Origin of the sequence: Sediminispirochaeta smaragdinae DSM 11293, assembly GCF_000143985.1 — a bacterium.
In the GTDB taxonomy this organism is placed as follows: Bacteria; Spirochaetota; Spirochaetia; order DSM-16054; family Sediminispirochaetaceae; genus Sediminispirochaeta; species Sediminispirochaeta smaragdinae.
Window position 1 is genome coordinate 3,232,357 of record NC_014364.1, and the last position, 19,907, is coordinate 3,252,263.

Annotated in this window: 18 protein-coding genes; 4 read left to right on the forward strand and 14 right to left on the reverse strand. The window is 46.4% G+C overall.

The window, feature by feature from the left end:
• Window positions 1–30 precede the first annotated feature (30 nt).
• Window positions 31–882 carry a MurR/RpiR family transcriptional regulator gene (locus SPIRS_RS15235; RefSeq protein WP_013255578.1) on the forward strand — a complete coding sequence of 284 codons (852 nt, stop codon included), beginning with the start codon at window positions 31–33 and terminating at the stop codon, window positions 880–882.
• On the opposite strand, the gene iadA is transcribed toward SPIRS_RS15235, so the two are convergent.
• Window positions 879–2,000: a beta-aspartyl-peptidase gene (gene iadA, locus SPIRS_RS15240; RefSeq protein ID WP_013255579.1), complete on the reverse strand. Its 1,122-nt coding sequence runs from the start codon at window positions 1,998–2,000 to the stop codon at window positions 879–881. The genes SPIRS_RS15235 and iadA overlap by 4 nt on opposite strands.
• Window positions 2,001–2,036: 36 nt before the next feature.
• Window positions 2,037–2,852 carry a Nif3-like dinuclear metal center hexameric protein gene (locus SPIRS_RS15245; protein WP_013255580.1) on the reverse strand — a complete coding sequence of 272 codons (816 nt, stop codon included), beginning with the start codon at window positions 2,850–2,852 and terminating at the stop codon, window positions 2,037–2,039.
• A 147-nt stretch (window positions 2,853–2,999) separates the two neighbouring features.
• Between SPIRS_RS15245 and SPIRS_RS15250 the strand changes: the two genes are divergently transcribed.
• Window positions 3,000–4,139, forward strand: a complete 1,140-nt coding sequence (locus tag SPIRS_RS15250; RefSeq protein WP_013255581.1) for an amidohydrolase — start codon at window positions 3,000–3,002, stop codon at window positions 4,137–4,139.
• Between the two features lie 243 nt (window positions 4,140–4,382).
• On the opposite strand, the gene SPIRS_RS15255 is transcribed toward SPIRS_RS15250, so the two are convergent.
• The 3 genes from SPIRS_RS15255 to SPIRS_RS15265 form a co-directional block, all read right to left on the reverse strand.
• Window positions 4,383–5,042, reverse strand: a complete 660-nt coding sequence (locus tag SPIRS_RS15255; protein ID WP_013255582.1) for a class I SAM-dependent methyltransferase — start codon at window positions 5,040–5,042, stop codon at window positions 4,383–4,385.
• 54 nt (window positions 5,043–5,096) lie between these two features.
• Window positions 5,097–5,636 carry a PadR family transcriptional regulator gene (locus tag SPIRS_RS15260; RefSeq protein ID WP_013255583.1) on the reverse strand — a complete coding sequence of 180 codons (540 nt, stop codon included), beginning with the start codon at window positions 5,634–5,636 and terminating at the stop codon, window positions 5,097–5,099.
• A gap of 381 nt (window positions 5,637–6,017) precedes the next feature.
• Window positions 6,018–6,716 (reverse strand): LysE family translocator, encoded by a 699-nt coding sequence (locus tag SPIRS_RS15265; RefSeq protein WP_013255584.1) that lies wholly within the window; start codon window positions 6,714–6,716, stop codon window positions 6,018–6,020.
• 202 nt (window positions 6,717–6,918) lie between these two features.
• Between SPIRS_RS15265 and SPIRS_RS22900 the strand changes: the two genes are divergently transcribed.
• Entirely contained in the window at window positions 6,919–7,143 is a 225-nt protein-coding gene (locus SPIRS_RS22900) for a helix-turn-helix domain-containing protein (RefSeq protein ID WP_216086391.1), read from the forward strand.
• Window positions 7,144–7,266: 123 nt separating this feature from the next.
• Here the strand turns inward: SPIRS_RS22900 and SPIRS_RS15270 are convergent, their stop codons facing one another.
• The 8 genes from SPIRS_RS15270 to SPIRS_RS15305 form a co-directional block, all read right to left on the reverse strand.
• On the reverse strand, window positions 7,267–8,832 hold the full coding sequence (locus SPIRS_RS15270) for a sensor histidine kinase (RefSeq protein WP_013255585.1): 1,566 nt from the start codon (window positions 8,830–8,832) through the stop codon (window positions 7,267–7,269).
• Window positions 8,833–8,844: 12 nt separating this feature from the next.
• Complete coding sequence (dctP, locus tag SPIRS_RS15275) at window positions 8,845–9,879, reverse strand: TRAP transporter substrate-binding protein DctP (RefSeq protein ID WP_041866110.1); 1,035 nt, start codon at window positions 9,877–9,879, stop codon at window positions 8,845–8,847.
• 364 nt (window positions 9,880–10,243) lie between these two features.
• Entirely contained in the window at window positions 10,244–11,269 is a 1,026-nt protein-coding gene (locus tag SPIRS_RS15280; RefSeq protein WP_013255587.1) for a LacI family DNA-binding transcriptional regulator, read from the reverse strand.
• A gap of 70 nt (window positions 11,270–11,339) precedes the next feature.
• Window positions 11,340–12,614: a uroporphyrinogen decarboxylase family protein gene (locus tag SPIRS_RS15285; RefSeq protein ID WP_013255588.1), complete on the reverse strand. Its 1,275-nt coding sequence runs from the start codon at window positions 12,612–12,614 to the stop codon at window positions 11,340–11,342.
• Window positions 12,615–13,646 carry an ABC transporter permease gene (locus tag SPIRS_RS15290; protein WP_013255589.1) on the reverse strand — a complete coding sequence of 344 codons (1,032 nt, stop codon included), beginning with the start codon at window positions 13,644–13,646 and terminating at the stop codon, window positions 12,615–12,617.
• Window positions 13,643–15,208: a sugar ABC transporter ATP-binding protein gene (locus SPIRS_RS15295; protein WP_013255590.1), complete on the reverse strand. Its 1,566-nt coding sequence runs from the start codon at window positions 15,206–15,208 to the stop codon at window positions 13,643–13,645. The genes SPIRS_RS15290 and SPIRS_RS15295 overlap by 4 nt, the downstream gene beginning before the upstream one ends.
• A 27-nt stretch (window positions 15,209–15,235) precedes the next feature.
• The gene (locus tag SPIRS_RS15300; protein ID WP_013255591.1) at window positions 15,236–16,198 is read right to left on the reverse strand and encodes a sugar ABC transporter substrate-binding protein; all 963 of its coding nucleotides are present in this window, start codon (window positions 16,196–16,198) and stop codon (window positions 15,236–15,238) included.
• Between the two features lie 267 nt (window positions 16,199–16,465).
• Window positions 16,466–17,704, reverse strand: a complete 1,239-nt coding sequence (locus tag SPIRS_RS15305) for an ROK family transcriptional regulator (protein WP_013255592.1) — start codon at window positions 17,702–17,704, stop codon at window positions 16,466–16,468.
• 424 nt (window positions 17,705–18,128) lie between these two features.
• On the opposite strand from SPIRS_RS15305, the gene SPIRS_RS15310 reads away from it, so the two are divergent.
• On the forward strand, window positions 18,129–19,004 hold the full coding sequence (locus SPIRS_RS15310) for an Rpn family recombination-promoting nuclease/putative transposase (RefSeq protein WP_013255593.1): 876 nt from the start codon (window positions 18,129–18,131) through the stop codon (window positions 19,002–19,004).
• Window positions 19,005–19,100: 96 nt separating this feature from the next.
• On the opposite strand, the gene SPIRS_RS15315 is transcribed toward SPIRS_RS15310, so the two are convergent.
• Entirely contained in the window at window positions 19,101–19,886 is a 786-nt protein-coding gene (locus tag SPIRS_RS15315; protein WP_013255594.1) for a sulfite exporter TauE/SafE family protein, read from the reverse strand.
• Between the last annotated feature and the right edge of the window lie 21 nt (window positions 19,887–19,907).

Here is a 19,907-nt window from a genome sequence, read left to right on the forward strand (position 1 = left end):
TTACTTGCTATATTCACATCGGAGTGCTTTATGGACATATTGGATACCATTCGCAATCGCTACCCGACCTTCAACAAAACCCAACGGAGGATTGCCGATTATCTGCTTCAGCATCCCGACACCAGCTGTTTTTCTTCTCTCAGGCAGTTGGCACAAAATGCCAATACCACCGAGGCGACCATCTTAAGTTTTTCCCGAAAGCTGGGGTACAAGAGCTTTCTCGACCTAAAGAGCGAGCTCCAAAACTACATTTCGATGTGGATGTCCCCAAATGAAAAGATAAAGACGGCCATACATCAGGGAAAAAGCAGCAACGATATCCATACCGAGATTGTTGAAGCAGAACGAAACGCCTTGGTCCAGACCTTCAATTATATTAGCGCCAAAGATTTTCACGCAGCGCTTCGTCTGCTGAGCGAGGCAAAACGGGTCTATGTGCTGTCGTATGACTTTGCGAACACAGTGGCAAATCTTTTCGCCGCACGATTCATTCGTCTCGGTGTGGATATCGTCAGCCTGGGCTCACTCTCCGTGCCGGATACGCTCTATAGACTGGCATTATGCACACCGGATGACCTCATTGTTCTGTTCTCCTATGCACCGTACAGCCTGCCTCCGGTGAAATTCGCCCGCTATCTCCATGCAGAGGGAAACAAGGTTCTATGCTTCTCAGATAGTGTGTCATGTCCCATAGGACAAGATGCCGATGTCATTTTAACGAGCATTACCAATCAAACCATCTTTTTTAACTCAATGACCGCCCCCGCCTCTTTGGTGAACCTTCTCGCCTCTCTTTTCGTCTTGGAAAATAAGGAGCGATTCGATGCCTACAAAGAAAAAGTGGACAGCCTAAAAACCATGATCGAAGATACGCACTTCTAAAGGGAACGGACAAGCCTTCCGTGGCGCATCACCACCTTCCCTCCCGCAATCAGGCTATCTTGCCTCATTTCCTCATTTAGAAGCAGGATATCAGCATCAGATCCCTCCTGCAGGCACCCCTTGCGGGGGTAGAGCAAAAGGGCTTTCGCCACGTTTTCCGTACAGGGGAGAACAGCCTCTTCCAGGGGAATGTTTTCGTTCTTTACCAGCGCCTCAACCACACCATGGAGATTACCGACCTTCCCGACACCAAGCCCTATCATCTCATGGCGGTCATCCCAGACAGGTATGCTGCCGTTCCCGTCCGAACTCATTGTAACAAGGCCCTTGGGAGCCCTGTGCAAAGCCTCGGCAACGACACGTGCCGTTCCCTCATGCTCTTCTCCCGTCGTAAAATCGATATACCCACCCAAGGAGGCGAACCGGAGGGCCTCCTCCAGCTTGTTTCCCAAATGGGTCGGTCGAAAGGTTCCAACCGGGATGTTACTTTCCCTGATGATCCGGAAAAGCAGAGCAAGCCCGTCATCTCCTTTTCCCGTATGAAGATGAACAATCCCGGCCTTTCCGCTTAGAATCCCGGCCTGTCTGGCGTCGGCCGCCAGTCGCACGAGCTCCTCCTTCGTGATACCAGAAGATCGATGATCGGCGATCGCGATCTTAACTCCGATTACTTCATCGATCATCATGATATCCTTCCGGACACTTCCGGTAACCGTGGGAGATGGATACTGGTATGCCCCGGTGAGGCAATATGCGGAAAGGCCCTCTTCCTTTAGTGCCTTTGCCTTCGCCACCACACTTTCAACGCTGCGTGTCGTCCCGTCGGTTCCCAGAAGACCTACAACGGTGGTCGTTCCCGCTTGCATCAATGCACCAGCCGCAAGCGGAGGAACCTGAGTGGAAAAGCCCCCCTCGCCGCCTCCCCCAGTGATATGTACATGCTGGTCGATATAGCCTGGAACGGCCCGGCATCCGCCGCCGTCGATTCGCTCCATTGCGTCATACCTGCACACTATCGCTTCGGCAATCCGGGCGATCCTCCGGTCGGCAATCAAGATCTCAGAAGATTTCCATCTTCCCTCCCGATATACGAGAATATTGGACAATAATTTCAGCATGCTTCTTCCACCCCGGCCAGAATAGCGATCAAACGCCTATATCTCATTCATATTCGGCTTCTCCGCCAAAAATTCCGCCTCAATTCCGAGATTGCGAAAATAGTGGCAAAGCGCCATTAGTGCAAATCTCTCCGTAGAGTAATGGGTCCCTCCCAAAAGAGTGATTCCATGCTCCTTTGCCGCCGCATGTATCTTTTCCACCCATTCCACACTCTGAGCCGTCACTCCGGTAACCATCACATTTATACCCTTTTCTTTTAAGAAACGATAGGCATCGGTACTTCTTGCTATACCTGCCATGATGGCAAATTTCCCATTGTTGAGCTTCTCGCTCCCATAGCGATAACACTTTACCCCATGTTCCAATGTCGTTTCAAAACGATCCTGCAGCTCTGTTACCGTTGAAAAACCCGTCTGGCAAAGTGCCCCAAGCTGTGCGCCATTTTGCGGATACCATGATTCATAAGGGTTGGCATGCATCGCCTGAGCCAGTGTGTTGCCGGGGGAATAAGGGCCCGCCACATCAAGAGGAATATGGTAGGAAAAAAGCGTGATTCCCTGGGCAGCCATCTTTTCCACCAATTCAGCGGGAATAGTCCCGTATCCAGACTCAAGGCTCGGCATTTGCGGCACCGGGTGATGACAGAAAAGCATGACATTCTTTTCGTCGCGACCGAGGATCTCTTCAATTACCCCAGGAGCTGCAAAGGTAGCCGTATACACCTTCTCGATTCGATCCGTATTATGGAACTGAACGCCTACCTTTGGAAACACATCCGTATACACCTCCGGCTTAAATTGTTCCGCCAGACGATCATAAAGAAAATCCGCCGATACAAAACTTCTATTCATGTAAAGACCTCCTTGTATAAATTATATCACTTGCTATAATTTTCTACAATATTATTAGTATTGACATAAAAAATAGACATGTTACGATATTATCATATATATTATTAAAGTATAGATAACATTGAGGATGAAAGAAAGGATGACCTAATGGAATATTATTTCGATACACATCAACTTTATCATGACTTCGAACACCTTCACGATACACCCGAAATTGCGTTTCAGGAATACCGGACATCGAGATTTATCCAAAAGGAATTGAAGAAGATCGGTTTTTCCGTCCGAAAACTAGGCGATACAGGATTGCTTGCCCATATGGAAGGCAAGCAACCGGGCCCAGCAATAGCCCTGCGGGCCGACATGGATGCACTCAGCTTTTATAAAGAAGACGGAAGCGTACAACTTCTTCATGCCTGCGGTCATGACGCCCATAGTGCCATGGTGCTTGCAGCAGGAAGGCATTTCGCCGCTCAAAACATCGACGAAGGAATCCTCTATCTTCTGTTCCAGCCGGGCGAAGAGAGCATGCTCGGTGCAAAAAGAATTTTGGCCCACGGACTCCCCCATATCGACGGCATGATCGGCATCCATCTGCGTCCAAAAATAGAAATGCCGCTCGGCTCGGCAACCCCTGCGCTCCTTCACTGTGCATCACTTCCTATCACCGCTCACTTTCATGGCAAGGCCGCCCATGCCGCACGACCCTTTCTCGGTATTAACGCCGTTTCCTCTGCCGCCATGCTGATACATGCCGTCGACACACTCACATGGGACACCGACGAGGATTGGTCCGCAAAGGCAACCGTCGTCGACAGTCATCAAAATCAGCACAACATCATCCCGGAATTTTGTTCCGTCACCCTCGATATCCGAGCCCAGAGCAACGAACTTGGAAGCAGCATCACCCAGAAAATAAAAATGCTTGCAAAAGAGGCGGCCGACAAATTCGGCACAACCCTTAGCTTTGAGGAAAATCCGGGATACGCACCTAACTATGATCCCTCACTCATCGATATATGCAGGAACGCAATCAACACGGTTCTCGGTAAGGCCGAACCGCCTACTCACACTCCGGGCAGCGAGGATTTCCATGCATACAGCATGATCGGAGGTATCCCCACCGCCTATATCGGTCTCGGCGCCGACCTTCTACCCGGCCTTCATTCACCGGATATGCACTTCGACCACTCCTGTTTACCCATAGGAACGGCCATTCTGATCGAAGCGGTAAACAGCTGTTTTAAGCGGATAGCGCCTCATGCCGCCGCACCGAAAAGCGAATGCTAAAAAAGGCCGCCCGTGTTACGCATCCTACCAGGACGCTCTTCTTGGGCGTCCCCCTCGGGCCAAAGGCCCTCGGGTCGGGCTTGCTCCGAAGTCCGCTCATCGCTCCCGTCCTCGCGCTCTGCGCTCGGACCGGCCTTGCGGCCGTTCTCCGCATCCCTGACGCAGTCTATTACCGGCGTCCTTCCCTTGGAAACCAGGCTGCCATTTTGACAGGCAGCCGGAAGAGAGGCTGTACGGGAAGAGCTATCCTTTTGTGCCGCGTATCGTCAGACCGAAAGCCGTTTCTCGTATTTTGAAGCCATCAAAGGGAGAACGGTGCATAAGCTCGACAAGTTCATCCTGCGTATATGCAGCCCGGACCGAGGTGACAAACCCCTGCTTTACCCTTTTTCCGGGGACAAAAAAGCGCATGAACGCCATAAGCAGGCGATTGAGGTCCCGCTTCAAATCGCTTATGAACAGTATCCCCCCCGGTTTTAAAACCCGATGGATCTCATTCAGTGCGGCAGCAGGATCTTCCCATTCATGAAGGGAGCCGTTGGAAAAAACATGATCCGCTGAATTGTCCTCCAGCGGGACAGATGCTGCATTCCCCTCCAAATACGAAGCCCGGGAGCCCAAACCATAATCAGCACAGTTTTTTTTCGCAAGCTCAATCATCACAGGGCTTATTTCAACCCCGACAAGGCGTGTCCCGCTGGTCGCCTTGAGCCATTCCAGTCCGAGATAGCCCGGCCCGGGACCAATCTCCACCACAAGCCCGGTACGAATGCCGCTTTTGATGATTTCTTCAGTTTCCAGTATTCTCCGGTCCCGAAAATGACGTTGCATAACATCAAATTCCTCTACCGTAATCCGATCTTGAATTCCTTCGTTTGTCTCTATGATTCTCTCCTGTTGCATGTCGCACTCCTATTCAATGTTTTATATACAAGATTGTATATTAGTATAAAAAAATCATTCATACAGCCCCTCCTGCATCTCCCGCAAAAGCTCCTCAAGCCAGGAAAGCTCGGCCTGGGCATGATACCGGGAATGCGAAAAGATGGCCGACGCGAGGGGAGGTACCATGGGCTTTGCAAGCATTTCCGTCTCATGCCCATCCAGGTAGGTAAGAGACCGTCGTGCCGATTCAATCCGATTCTGCAAGTACGCAATCCGCTCTTTTTTAGGCAGTTCCCTAAGAAAGAAAAGCCCCACGTCAAAAGAGAAAAATGTACGCTCATCCTTCGACCACACATCGCGCAAGAGTCGCGTGAACGCATCTTTGCCAGCCTCGGTTACCTCGTAAACCCGACGTGAAGGGCGGCTCCCCTCCTTCTGAACCGCTATCTCCCGAACAAGTCCCTCCTTAGTAAGTTTGTTCAAGGCAAAGTAAATGGATCCGAAAGCAATCGAGGTCCAATCACCCATATATCGCTCGATAATCCCTTTGAGTTCATAACCGTACAAGGGGCGCTCCTTTAGCAGCCCGAGAATCACCAATCGTGTTGACATAGCACAACAATCCTTTTTACTTACTCAACCTTGTATATTCTATATAGAAATAAAGACGTTGTCAAGCGCCCTTCTGTCCGGCCACATGCAACTAATGATTGTCTACTGTTCCGAATCCTGGTGATTGAGGGAACACAATTCTTTTTCCCGCAGTCAATTGAAAGCAAAACTATGGAAAAAAACATGTGCAGGCAGAAAAGTAAGTAGTTTTCCAGCAAAAGGGCATGCATACCACCAGGATTCGGAACACTAAGTAATGATTCACTTTCTCCCACATGCTTTGGCTCTCGGAATCATGCCGCATTATCGGGATTGACACCGGATACTGACTGCTGCCCCGAAAGACCAAAGGCAGGGGAACCTCAGAGATCTTAGCAGGAGCTACTCTTTTACAGCCAGAGTAATCCCCGTTCCGATCAGCATAGTTCCTGCGGTACGATGTATCAGTCGAATTTTGCGCTGGCCTTTGAAGAAAAAACCGGCTCTGCTTGCAGTATAGGCATAAGCAACAAGAGCGCTGCCGAGTACCGACATGAAAATTAAGATAATGAAAAATGAGTCCAGCATACTGATGGCAGTAAGATCAAAAAAAGTAGGTAAAAAGCCCAAATGAAAAAGGATAGCTTTAGGATTGCCAAGCGTGATACTGATACCGGTAAGAAAATTTTTATAGCCTGCGGGATTTTCATCGGCAGAAGCTGAGTAGCTGGATTTTGAGTCTTTCATCCAGAGTTTAATCCCTAAAAAGATCATATACGTTGCACCTGCTATCTTCACAATAAAAAACACATTGCCAAAAAGTTTTCCGATGGCGCCCAAACCTGCCAAGGCAAGAGTCATATAGAATAGATCGCCGATAAGAATACCGGTTATCAATTTCAGAGCCGATTTGAATCCCGCTGCCAGAGAATGGCTAATTATTGCAAAAATTGCAGGTCCGGGAATTATCACCCAGGTAAGCAAAGCAAGAAAGAATCCAATAGCAGATTCAACAGTCATAACACACTCCAAAGATATGATATTAATAATGATAACCCCGATAATCGTCGCTATCCAGAGGAGGTACTGGTATCCTTTCATGAAAATCTTCCTCAAATTGTTTGTAAATTTAGTTTGAACGAAAGATCGGATTAAGATGCTTTTTGGCCAGACGAAAACCGATACGTTCATACCGTGTTCTCGGTGCGTAAGAGCGGGATCCTCCGACTCTTCATCCACTTGCCTGGTGATTTGCTGAACCGCCTCGAATCTATGGTTCAACCCCAGGTTGTATTGTTTCTCCGTGTTATCAGCGTTGCTGGGCCGAATTCTCTCCTATATTGATCAGCATCTTGCAGATCCAGGCCTAACACCTCAACAGGACCTTGCAAAAACGGGACACATTGCACAGACTGTCACCGATATAGCGTTCCGATGGGGATTCAATGATGTGTCCCATTTCAACAGAGTCTTCAAACGTACCTTTCAGATTACGCCCAGCCAATACAGGAAAATCACGGAGTCCTGATATAACACAATTCGGCATTCCGTCGGGACTTGCGATAACTGTGCAGGTAGGCTTTGTTTTCTCAATCCCAGTCAATCATTCTGGGCGGGGTAACGGGGTGAGACGGTTTCATATCATCACCATCTAAAGCTTAAATCGTAATTGATAACAGGTTTCCCTTCCAGTTTCCAAATTAAGCGCTGCACCAAGCTGTTGTGCCAAAGAAGAAATAAGTTCACTTCCCAAACCCTTGGGGCCGTCGGAAAAAGGCTTGCCGTCATTGGCAAAGGAAATAACTACGCCATCAGTAGTGATTTCTCCCACAATTCGCAATGTGCCGCCAGGCTGAAGCCCATATTTAATCGCATTGGTAATGACCTCCGTGGCAAATATTCCAAGAGGGACCGCCTGGTTTGTGGAAAGCGAAAAGGGGGCAATCCGCACATCGATAAAAACTGGGAAGGAGCAGAATGATTCCACAATGGTCTCGGCCAGACCAGTGAGGTACTCTTGGATGGGTATGCTATGAAAATCGTCGTTCTTATATAACCTATCGTGAACTTTCTGTATTGCAAGGATTCGAGCGCTTAGGCCTTCCAGGGTTTGTTCAGTATAGGGCCCCCCCCGGTCGATAATCAGGCTGATTATTCCGCTAATTATGGCAAGATTGTTTTTTACCCGGTGATGTACCTCCTTGATCAGCAGTGCCCGTTCAGCATTCGTCTGCACTAAGTGTTGGTTTACCTCTTTTAGGGCTACATTATGCTCCCGCATACGTTTTGCATATCCACGTTGTTGCATAATCTTCCCTAAAACGCCTGCAAGCAGGCCGAGCCCGAGAAGGACAACGACGATCTGCAACGTCTGCCGACGCCAGAAGATAAGTTCATCTTCCAAACTAATAACTACCATAGCATAGAAGGGAAAGGAGGCCACCTGATAGAGGGATGCTGCCCACTTTTTATCGATATGTACATGCACGCCGCCCAGAATTTTGGTTTTGCCGGCTGTCCCTCCATCCGGAGTGTCTAACCAGGAATCATGCAACGGAACATCCAGATAATCATCGGGTTGTCGCAAAATTTCTTCGCGATCTGCGGTATATATGCTTATACGGAGAGGATTATGAAGAAGGGGGTCCTCAACAGAAGGCAGCAGAGAGGCTGGAGAAACAATCGTATCGACAATCGCACGGATATCTCCATTTTCATCGCTCACAGACCGACTGATATGGATGTGATAATGCGCGGAGGCTTGTTTACGGGTCATAATGGAAAAACTGATTCCGGTTTGTCGATGAACCGCTACAATATGAGAAAACCAAGACGAATCGAACTGCGCAGAAGGGCTTCGCCAGATTTCATGAGCCTCAGGATCAAGGACAACCATAGATTCCACTTGAGGAGTCAAAAGCAGTTCCTTTCTGATGCGTTGGTCGGTTTTATCCGTCACAACGGCCAGCCCGGATGGGCTTTCTTCGATCATACTGGCTGCTACACGTAAAAAAGAATCGACATGTTCGAGACTATCATTTATATACTGAGCAGTGAATCCTGCTTGATACTCTGCTTCAAGGGCCGCACGTTTATCGATTTGCATACGGCGTTCACGGGCAGAAATCAAGGTCACAAGGATTATTGTAAGTGCAAATATGACTCCAATACCGGCAGTAAGTATCGAAGGGAAATGAAACCGCCCATCTATAGTCACCCCAAAGCCCCTCTACCGATCCTCAAGTTCGATGAAATCAGGATCAATTCCTAATTCACGGATAATTTGAGAGCGATGATCCTGTAAGACCATATGCGCTTTATGTATTTCCAGGTCCGAAGGCACAGTAATGATAATGCCGCTTTTTTGGGCAACCTCCATAGCTTCCGTCTGTGCCTGGGCTGCTGCTCCCCGCTGTTGGAGAGCAAGTTCATCCCAGGTCTCTCGAAAAATTCGCTGTTGATTCGAGGTCAAAAGCCCCCAGAAATGTGTGGATACGATGGGCACATATTGAGGAAAATATTCATAATCAAGAAATGCAAATCGAATTCCGTCTTTCCAAAGCGCAGCACTTCGTATCGTTTCAAAAGTGGTAAGCAGGCCATCCACCGTTCCATCGCGAATACGGGGAGGCAGATCCGGCCATGAAATAATAACGCCGGTGGCACCGAAAACCTCTACCCGCATCTTATTCGCTACCCCACCAGCGACCCGAATACGGCACCCGACAAAATCGTCGAAACGTTGTATTTGCTTACGGGTTGTAAAGATATGGGCTGCACCCAAATCCATCCATTTACCCGGTACAATAACGTTAAGATTGTACTCGATTCGAGTAAGAAGCTCACGCCCCATATCGCTTTCGAGAAAACGATCCGTCCCCATGCGTTCCGCCCCAAAAAAATCCGGCAACAGGAGATATCCGATCTCAGGAACATAACGACTAAGCTGCCAGGTGCCGGGTACCGCCATTTCCAGATCTCCCCGGGCAATGGCACCAACCACTTCACTATCGCGAAATAACTGTGCGGAATCAAAAAAACGTACTTCGACAGAACCTTCCAAACGCTCTGAGAGGAGTTCGGAAAAACGACGAACATACAGGGTCTGCACATGGGTCTCTGTATTCTCCACAGAAATTCGCAATACCGGTCGGTTTTGTGCAAACAAAGATCCGGAACATAAGATACAGAATAAAAGGATATTGATGTATACGGGCACTTGTTTCATGATACGGCTACCTACCCCTATTATAGGTATCTGCATATACACTCACTATAAGCAAGGATTGGAGACAACGCAAATGGGGAATACAGGCCCACGATTCCCACCGAAAAGAAGATTGGCCAAGCGCCCTATAAGCATCGCCTTCTGCTTCGTTCATGCATTGTTAACGATAAGATTTATTTCCGAGATTTTAAAATTTTCGAAACCTTCTCAATTTGAGATGAGAAAAGATCGGACGGCACAGCCTCTGCTCCAGCCGCTACCTTACACGTTGGAAGACATTCACACTCGGCCATATCCTTCTCCTTAATCAGATATTTACGTCTGCTATGCTTATAGGATAGGCTTCTTATTCAACAATCGCAATTGTCTCTCTTTGGAATAGATAAGCATCTGTATCCAATCAGCTTGAGTCCCGAACGATGAGAGAGGGGGGAAGTCCGATCAACTCCCTCGAAGGCCTAGCTCCCTCTTTCTGTCTCTCCAACTGCAAAAACAACCGTTGACACGCGAGAATGCTAAGCTCTTCTTTGGGCTGGTGCACCGATGTCAACCCCGGTTCGCTGTAACGGCTATACTCACTGTCGTCATACCCCACAACCGCTATATCCCCCGGAACATTTAGGCCCTCCTCTTTCATGGCCTTCAAAACCCCAAGGCTCATCAAATCATTGAGTCCAAAAACAGCATCACACCTTTTCAGCCCTTCCATCCCCTCTTTGGCCGTGGTATACGCACTCTCATACGCTGCATCACAGCCATACCGCTTCACCTGATACCCGGCCCTCTCCAGAAAATCGATAAAACCCTTTTCCCTTAAGCGAAACTCAAGATGCTTTTCCCTCATCCCGAACAACGCAAACCTTTTCCTTCCCCGTTCAACAAGATGCTCGGCAACAAGCCTGCCGCCAACATAATGATCGGTATAGACGACATCATATGGAGTTCCTCTTCCTGCAGGAGGATAATGGATACACACAAAGGGCACCTTCTTTTCCTGTAAAAAGGATGCGGTATCATGATCAAGTCCCTCGCTCAGGATAATAAGCCCATCAACCTTTCGCCGATTCACCAATCTCACTACCCTGTTTTGGCCAGTGTATAGATCCCTTTGATACGCAACTATCAGATCAACGTCCAGTTCTTCCAGATTGTCTCTCAAACTATTCATCAGCATTCCGTGATACACCTGTACGGAAAGCTTAGTGAAATCATCCGGCAGGATGATCCCTACGGTTCCAACGCTATGGGTAATAAGCCCCCTTGCCGACGCATTGAACTCAAATCCGACTTCCTTGGCCAGTTCCATTATCTTCCTTTTTGTCGGAACAGAGACAAGTGGACTATCATTTAAACAACGGGAAACCGTAGAGACGCTGACCCCGGCCATCTCTGCAATATCCTTCATTCGTATCTGGGAACACTGCATCCGATGCCCTTCCTTTTACAAACGTACTTTCTTTCTCATCTGTCGTTTTCCAGTGGTGATGCTGGAAACCTCATCGTAACGATTTGCCCAAGACCGTCTCATACATGGCAATCACGTTCTCTACCGGAACATTTGAAACGACGTTATGGATCGTGCTAAAGACGAAGCCGCCGCCTTTTGAAAATATTTCAACTCGCTCTTTTGTCTGCTCCCGAACTTCATCGGGAGTGCCAAAGGGCAGAACACGTTGCGTGTCCACGCCCCCACCCCAGAATACAAATTTATCACCATATTCTGCTTTAAGCTTTTTCGCCGTCATCCCCATATTTTCCATGGCAGAGATTTGTACAGGATTAAGACAATCGACGCCAATCTCCGCCAGGTCATCCAATAGCGGCGTTATACATCCACACGTATGATAAAAAATTTTCCACGAAGTATTGTGATGTATCCAGTCATTCACCTCTTTAAAAAAGGGCTTATAGAGTTCTCTGAATTGGGATGGAGCAATAAAGGTACCGTTTTGGGTTCCTAAGTCCGTTCCACTCACCCAAATTGTCTGGATTCGATCGCCAACAGCCTGCTTATAGATTTCAAGGTTCTTTAGCATTACCTCTTTCTGATATGAAAAGATCTCCCGAATGTAATCCGGATATAAGGCATGTGCCATGAGCCAACCTTCTACCGTTCTCACCCCTTTCGGATCTTTCACGGAAGGCCCTGGAATGATAGAGACATCCCCAAAGGAGCCCCCACCAAGAATTCCGACTAATGAAAACTCAGTATTCTCATAAAGAAATCTACTATCCTGTTCCCACCGTTTCGCGGTAATATCATCGGCAACGGTAAAATCGTCCTTAAAATCCTTCCGGCCGTCAAGCAGTTCTTCATCATAGCTCTTGCATCTTTCTATGTTATCGAAGAAAGAACCGCCGGCGGGCATCACACAACTGGGCTGCTGATGCCTGTCTCTCCCCGGGAAGACAAGGATATTTCCGCTTCCCTCTTCGGTTTCATATTCAAAAGAGCCCCCCATAAGAACAGGGGTCCCATCAGGCATTTGCCAGGGCTTCCAATCATCATTTGCGTATCCGAGCATATTGTAATAATTATATATCCCTGAACCATCAACCTCCAAAAGCTCTGCAAGATCGGGCTCAATCTCACCCAGCATCTGATACGGCTCTATGATCTTGATGGGGTGCTGCTCTAATCCAAGAGCAGCTCGCAATTTATACAGCGTACTTGCATTCATGCCTGTTTGCGTGGTAGCCCCAAGATCCAAAGCGGTTCTATCGGGCTGCTTATGATTCAATGTTAAAGCCATTCGCTCTCGATGCGTCATTTATCTTTCCTCTATCACTTTCTCTTGGGCAATCCGTCTTGCACGCTGTTCCATTTGACCTCGTGTTACATCAATCAAAACAGCAACGATGATTACGGCACCAATTACAATATACTGAATATCATTTTGTGCACCTAACAGGTTCAGGCCATTCCTTATCGTACTGATAAGCAGCGATCCAATAAGCACACCAAATATCGTACCTTTGCCTCCCATAAAAGAGGCACCGCCTATGATACAGGAAGCAATGGAATCCATATCAAAGGTCGCACCGGCGGTGGCACTCGCCGTTGAGACTCTTCCCGCCATGATGATGCCGGCTATTCCCGTCATGGCACCGGAAATCGTATATGCAATTGTTAAAACTTTATCAGAATTAATACCGGAAAGGCGTGCTGCCTCGGGATTACCGCCGACACAATATAACTGACGGCCCAACATGGTCTTGTTCAGAAAAATGTGATAGATCACAACAACGATTATGACTGCAATAAAGCTAATCGGAAAACCGAAAATTGTTTTTGATCCAAGGAGTAATAATGAATCAACATCTTTATTGATAAAACCAATTGGCGTGGCATCGGTTATTAATAAGGCAACTCCAAGTACAATGCTCCTTGTACCCAATGTTGAAACAAAGGGATGAGGGAGATGTAACTTCGTCAAGAGTATTCCATTGATATAGCCCACCGCAATAGCAACGGCCATTGCCGATACAATAAGAATACATACATTATGGACTCCGCTTTTTACCAGAACTCCCATGATACAAGTAGCCAGCGCCGTTGTCGAACCTACCGAAAGATCTATACCGGCGGTAATCAGAACAACAAGCATACCTGCGGAAATCATGAAATTAATCGAGGTCTGCTTAAGGATGTTCATAAAATTATAGTAATTCACAAACTTTGGAGTTGCTATTCCCATGGCAATCCCCAAAATGAATAATGCCAAAAGCGGACCAAGCTTCATTAATACATCAGACAAACTAATTCGCTTTCGCGGCCTTCTCTTGTCAACTATTTCGGTCATAAAGTGCCTCCCCATGCTGCTTTCATGATGCTTTCCTGATTAAATTGGTTTGAATCCCTTTCGATCTCTGCAGTTATCCGCCCCTCGCGCATTACAATCACCCGGTCGCAGATTCCCAAAATTTCCGGCAACTCAGAAGAAATAATGATGACGCATTTATTTTCAGCAACTAACGTATTAATAATATTGTAGACTTCAACTTTTGCTCCGACATCGATGCCACGAGTCGGCTCATCAAAAATATATATTTCTGCATCAGTATTTATCCATTTGCCGATTACAACCTTTTGCTGATTTCCTCCGGAAAGTTGCTCTACCCGCTCCATAAGAGTCGGGGTCTTTATCTTTAGCTCAGCAATATTCTTCTCAACAATCTCATATATTTTCGTAGTATCCAGAAAAGGGCCATTTGAATTTTTCTTCATACTCGCCAGTGCTAAATTGACCCATACAGGCTGAGAAAGGACCAATCCCTGGCTTTTCCTATCTTCGGTTAGAAATGCAACACCTTTGTATATGGCATCTTTCGGCTGTCTGATCCGGACTTTTTCTCCTAAAATTTCAATGGTCCCTGAGTCCAAAGGATCAGCACCGAAGATTGCTCGAAATGTTTCGGTCCTCCCGGCACCGACAAGTCCGGCAAAACCAAGGACTTGCCCTCTGAAGGCTTCAAAAGAAATATCATGTAAAACTCCTGCCGACTGGAGCTTGTCAACTTTAAATGCCAAATCACCTTTTGTAGTTTCTTCCTTGGGGTAGTAACTATGTATGGTCCTGCCTACCATGGCAGTTATTAATGTATCTTTATCAACATTTTCAATTCTTTCGGTAAGAATACGTTCGCCATCTCGCATTACGGTAACCCGATCGCAAAGGTCGAACAATTCTTCCAACTTATGGGATACGAACAGTATTGATACACCACGATCTTTCAGTAACCGTACGGTATTAAACAGCTGGACAACTTCCTGCTCACCCAACGAAGAGGTTGGCTCATCCATAACAATGACTTTGGCATTGAACAAAACACATTTTGCAATCTCGACCATTTGCTGTATGCCAATTCCAAATTTCCCGCACTCCGTACGAACGTCTATATCGATACCTAATGAATGCAACACCTTAGCGGCCTGCCGGTCCATTTCCTTGGTATCCAGTAAACCGATCTTGTTTCTTACTCCCTTTCCAATAAAAATGTTGTCAGTGACAGAAAGTAATGTAACGATATTTAACTCTTGATAGACACAGGATATACCGGCATCAATGGCCTCAATAGTGGAATAAAATCTTACTTGTCTGCCATCAAAATAGATCTCGCCTTTATCCTGGCTATCGGCACCCGTAAGAGTCTTTATCAGGGTCGATTTTCCAGCGCCGTTCTCACCGATTAAGCCATGGATTTCTCCCTCTTCAATCTCCAGGCTCATGTCTTTCAGGGCAATGACACCAGGAAATACCTTGGTGACATTTTTCATCTCAATAATATTATTTTTCATTTGCCTATCTCTTCCATGTTTTATGGCGGATATTCCCGATGGTACAAAAATATCCGCCAATTGCATCGGACATCTTCTTTCTGTAAGGAGATACTATTCTTTCAAGAAATCCTTCAGATTTTCTTTTGTGATCAAGTTTGCAGGAACATCAATAATAGGAGAGACAGTTTCACCGTTTATCGTTTTTACGGCAGCCTCAACAGCAAGATATCCCATAAGGTACGGCTGCTGCGCAACAGTGGCAGCAGCATTGATCTGACCGCTATCCATCAGTTGCAGATACCCCGAGTCGCCATTAAATCCGACAACCATGATCTTGTCTTTATTAGGATCGTTTGACTGCTTAATTGCCTCAATTGTACCTATGGCTTCATCGTCGTTTTCGGTACAGACACCATCGATCTCTCCCCTAAATCTGGTAAGATAGTCCTCCATCACTTTGATCGATCCCTCAGCAGTATTATTACCAGACTTTACATCCAGAACCTCGACACCTCCTGCTTGAAGACCTGCAGTAAATCCATCCATCCGCATATTGCTTGTAACTTCACCTAATTGCCCGGCAATTAAGACAACCTTTTTCCCCGAACCAAGTTGTTTGGCAAGCCATTCACCACCCATCTGAGCCGCAGTTTTATTACTTGTTCCCACAAAGGTTGTTTTTCCCTTAAGACCAAAATCCGTATCCAATGCAAGTACCGGAATACCGGCGTCAAGGGCAGGACGGGAAGCACCGATAACCGCGCTCTCCTCGAGAGGCGCTATAATGAGAGCATCGGGACGTGTCGAAACCTGCTCTTCAATTTGGGTCACCTGAGCCGCAATCTCGCTCTCAGAGTTAGGACCCACTACCGTTACCGCAACACCATACTTTTCCCCGGCGGCTTCGCACCCTTCACGCACAGTATTCCAGTATTCGCTCGTAAGCGCCTTTAGAACTACGGAAATCTGTAGCGATTCATCCTGAGATTCCTTTGACTCGTTCTGCCCATTTGCAAAGATAGGCATCGACACCAAAACCGTAAAAATAATCAGTAGCAAAAATGTTTTTTTCATTTTTATCTCCTCTTAAATAATGGTAATCGCCTATGGCGATCTAATACAAACGTTTGTAATACCGGTAAATTTACAACGTTCGCATCATTAAAAAAATCACCAACTGTTTTAGATGCAATGAAGAATTACGGACCAGCGTTCCCTATGGACTGATCCACACCATAGGGATAAGGATCTTCTGAGCGCTCAAACAAATAATCTTTCAAGGCCTTGCCTTAGGCTATTTCACGAAAGAGAAAGACATAGCCCTTCTCTTCTCAATATTGTTTATCCAGATTCACTCTTTTTCTTAGCTAAAATAAGTGTATAGAGATTCTCTAAAATCGATGTATATGCCCCGCACAAATGAATATCATCGCCCAGCTCAGAAGATTCGATACATACCTTTTCGGAAACTACTGGGTAAGCATATCTTCGTACATATTTTTCAATTTCTTTTACCATTCTATCCAAATTAATACCGTCTACATCGTTAGGAGAGATGATCAATTTTTCCGGGTTAAAAAGATTAATAAGAATGACGGCTCCAATAGCAACTATTTTTGAATGAGATTCCATTAAAAAAGTTGCTTTATCCTCACCTCGGTCGACCTGCCGAAAGAATAATTTAAGTTTTTCGATTACCTGGTCTTCACCTATTACTGTCTGGTCAGCATAATATTGCTCAACAATTCTCTTAAAGCCTGCCTCTGTTTCTAAACATCCCCTGTTCCCACAGAAGCAGGGTTTCCCGTCGATTTGAATAGGAACATGCCCTATCTCGCAGGCAATATTATCGTTACCTCGATAAAGTTGACCATTGATTATAGCTCCCCCGCCGATACCAAGGCCTATTGAATACTGCACAAAATTATTTACTCCGACTCCCTTGCCGAACCAACTTTCCGCTAAAGCTGCCAGATTTGAATTGTTGTCGATAAAAACAGGTAATCCCGTCTTATCCTCTATGCGCTCGACTAAATTTATTTTCCCCCAATTGAATGGGACAGGTTTGGCCAAACCATTGAATGAAATCGATCGGTTAAAGACAAATCCTTTTTTTGCACTAACGGCTCCAGGAGCCGCTATTCCGATTGCAAGAAATTTATCAATGCGAATATTGCTTTCTTTTATAAGAGACTCAATCAGTGCCAGGGAATGATCGGGGAGATCATCATTTCCGTAGAAAGAAATACCGGATGGCGACTTTTGTCTGGCAATGATAGAACCTCCGATATCATATATTCCACCAGTAATCGACAAACGTCCCAGATAAATAACAATGACATAAAATCTGTTTTCAGTGAAAAGCAAGCCCTTGTTTCGTGATTTTGGGTTATCGCTTTCCTCCGAAATGATGCCACTGGACAAAAAAGGACCAACGATTTTCGTGATCGCTGCTTTACTTAAGCCCGTTGATGTCGACAAGTCCCTTCTTGTAATTCCCGGATACTTCTTTATCAACTTGAGTATTAATGATCTGTTGTGAACCTTACTATTATCCTGATTTATGCCCGCATCTTGCACTATGTTTCCTCTATCTCCTTAACAAGTAAACGCTGTTAATTTATTCTCGCGCTGAATTTTTAATATGTCAATTTATTTTTGTAAAAATTTACGATGATGGATAAATTTACAATACCTAACAAATCTCCTACTGTTCGGAATCCTGGTGGTAAGCAATACGAAAACAGAAACGACAAAGGCACACTGCAGAGTTCATCAGATGCTCAGGAGCCATTGGCCTTTCATTCTCTTACTTCAAACAGGCTAAAGTTTTTTTGGGCGTTGCCCTCGCCTTCGGCTCGGGCCAGTCGACTCCGGGGTGCGCTTATCGCTCCCGTCCTCGCCTTACGCCTCGGACCGCCTCCGGCGCCCTCCGTCTCCTTAACGCATCCTCATAGAGCTCCCTCAATTGCCCAAACCACCTTTCCCGTAGTACTATTACCTCATGGCAGGCGAGCATGATACACGCTATAAGTTCCTCTTCTCTCACCCCATCTTCGTTCAGCGCCTCATGGAGTCCTTTGTCAAGGAACGTTTCGTTCGCAAACTCGATTTCGATTCCCTCGAAAGGGTCGACAAAAGTTTCGTCACCGAAGACTTCAAAACCAGGGAATCCGATATCATCTGGAAGATCAATTACACCGATAAACCCCTCTTCCTCTTCCTTCTCATCGAGTTTCAGTCCTCCGTCGACCACTCCATGCCCCTCAGGTTCCTTCGCTACATCACCGAGTTCTACCAAAGCTTCCATCAAACAACCGAATCCGGCCGCTTCCCTGCCGTCTTTCCCATCCTCATCTACAACGGCGACAGAAGGTGGACCGCTCCACTTAACAGCCGGGACCTCATCGAACAGTCCATCCCGGAAAAGTACATCCCATCCTTCCAGTACTACCCGGTTATCGAGAACCAGATCCCAAAACAGAGCCTGGCGAAGGTCAAAAACGCTCTTTCCGCGGTCTTCTATGCCGAGAACTCCTCTCCCGAAGAGCTTGAGGCTGAGATTGATATCTTCCTTTCCATTATTACCGAGGAGAAACTTGAAGCGGTCCAGCTGCTGGTTCAGTGGCTGAACAACTTCTTTGCTTCTGTCGAGGAACAACAAAAACAACCGGTTTTATCCCGGATAAACGACATTGTGGAGGTAAAATCCATGCTACTTACCAAAATGAAAGAACATGATAAAATGATGCTTGAGCAAGGTGAAAAGCAGCGTGCCATCATCACTGCCCAAAAGATGCTGGCAAAAGGGTACTCGATTCAGGAAATATCCGAGCTTACCGGCCTCAGGCAGCAGGAGATCGAGGCATTACAGGAGTAAGGATCAGATGCCGCTTAGCCCATTTCCTGGAGTACATCGACGCTATCCTCTCAGGCCTCGACGCCACATGTAGACCTAACCTCCCATATATCTGTATCAGAGTAATATCCATCGTATAAAATTGCAAAGATTTATGAATACAATAACCACCATTACTCCCGTGAACAGATAATCAACCCCCTTATGGCTCATTCGCTTTGTTATCATAGAGCCAGTTATCCCTCCCACTACTCCTCCGGTTATCATTAGTAACATCGTCAACGGTGGGAATTCAGGCACATTTCCCATTACCACCGTAAAGATCAGGTTCGTCAACTGTGAGAAAAAGATTATGTAGATTGAGTTAAGTGCTGCAGACTTGGAATCCATTGCAAAAAATAAATATAGAATTGTAAGATTTATAGGCCCTCCTCCTATACCTAAAAAGGATGCTATTCCTCCAAGCAGAACTCCTGTCGATATGCAGAAAAATATATTTCCGAACCGATGTGGCTTAATCTTCTCCTTGTACACTGTGAAAACTATAACTCCGCCTATCAACAACATCAGCAGCAGAGACTGTGTCCCTCCTATAAGCTGCTCATTCCCATGTGTAGAACGAATTATGTCGAAAAGATATTTTCCCATAAGTCCCCCGATAATTCCACCGAGGGCCAGAAACGTACTTTTCTTTTTGTCAATTCTAATCTCATTTTTTCGACTTTGAACCAAGGTCGAAATAGTCATGGCAAGAACGGTATTTCCTGAAAGAAAACTGATTGTTCTTACGTCGAATGAACCGATACTATCAAGAACAGGTTTTATAATGACGCCGCCGCCGATACCACTTATAGCGCCTACAATGGAAGCCGCAAGGCTGATAACAAAATAAAAAATGTGCATCGAATAAAATCACCTGTCGTT